The following is an 879-nucleotide window of genomic DNA, read 5'->3' as shown; positions in this document are numbered from 1 at the left end:
CCTCACCGCCAGCACCGGCGTCCCCGCGGACAAGATCGACTTGGGCATGATCGACGCCGAGGCCGTCGGCACGTTCCTGAACCATCTCGAAGCCGACCGCGGAAACAGCGCGAGCACCCGCAACGCAAGACTCACCGCGATCCGCGCGGTGCTGGCCGTGACCCTGCCCGATCATCCCGAGCATGCGGGCACCATCGCCCGCGTGCTGGCTGTCCCGACCAGGCGCGGCACCCCGCGAACGGTGCAGTTCCTCACCGTCGAAGAGACGCAGGCGCTGCTGGACGCGCCGGATCCGAACACATGGACCGGGCGGCGCGACCGGGCCCTGCTGACGTTGGCCGTACAGACCGGGCTGCGTGTCAGTGAACTCACCACCCTGACGAGCAGCGACATCCACACCGGCACCGGCGCGCACGTGACCTGCACCGGCAAGGGACGCAAGTACCGCGCCACCCCGCTGACCAGCGCCACCCTGACCGTCCTGCTCCCGTATCTGGCCGAGCGGGCTGCTCACCCTGGCGCCGCAACCTTCCCCGGGCCACGCGGGCAGCACCTGTCCCGCGACGCGCTCGAACGGCGACTGGCCAAACACGTGGCCACCGCAACAGAACCCTGTCCCTCGCTGGGGGCCAAGCACGTCACCATGCACACCCTGCGGCACACGGCGGCGATGCGCCTGCTCCAAGCCGGTGTCGACGTCGCCGTCATCGCCCTGTGGCTCGGCCACGAGAACACGTCCAGCACGGACGTCTACCTCCACGCCGACATGACCATCAAGCAGGCGGCGATCGACCGCACCCGAGATCCCCGTGTCACGCCTGGCACGTACGCTCCAAGCCCCGACGTCCTCGCCTTCCTCACCAGCCTCTGACTATGCCG

1 protein-coding gene is annotated in these 879 nt (G+C 69.6%); it reads left to right on the top strand.

Annotation, left to right across the window (positions count from 1 at the left end; genetic code table 11):
* Positions 1 to 871 (top strand): tyrosine-type recombinase/integrase (locus N864_RS22755; protein WP_034722970.1); only part of this gene is annotated, 871 nt, incomplete at its 5' end.
* Between the last annotated feature and the right edge of the window lie 8 nt (positions 872 to 879).

This window comes from Intrasporangium chromatireducens Q5-1 (assembly GCF_000576575.1).
Lineage (GTDB): Bacteria > Actinomycetota > Actinomycetes > Actinomycetales > Dermatophilaceae > Intrasporangium_A > Intrasporangium_A chromatireducens.
Note: the sequence above shows the minus strand (reverse complement) of the source record. Positions and strands in the feature narration are given on the sequence as shown.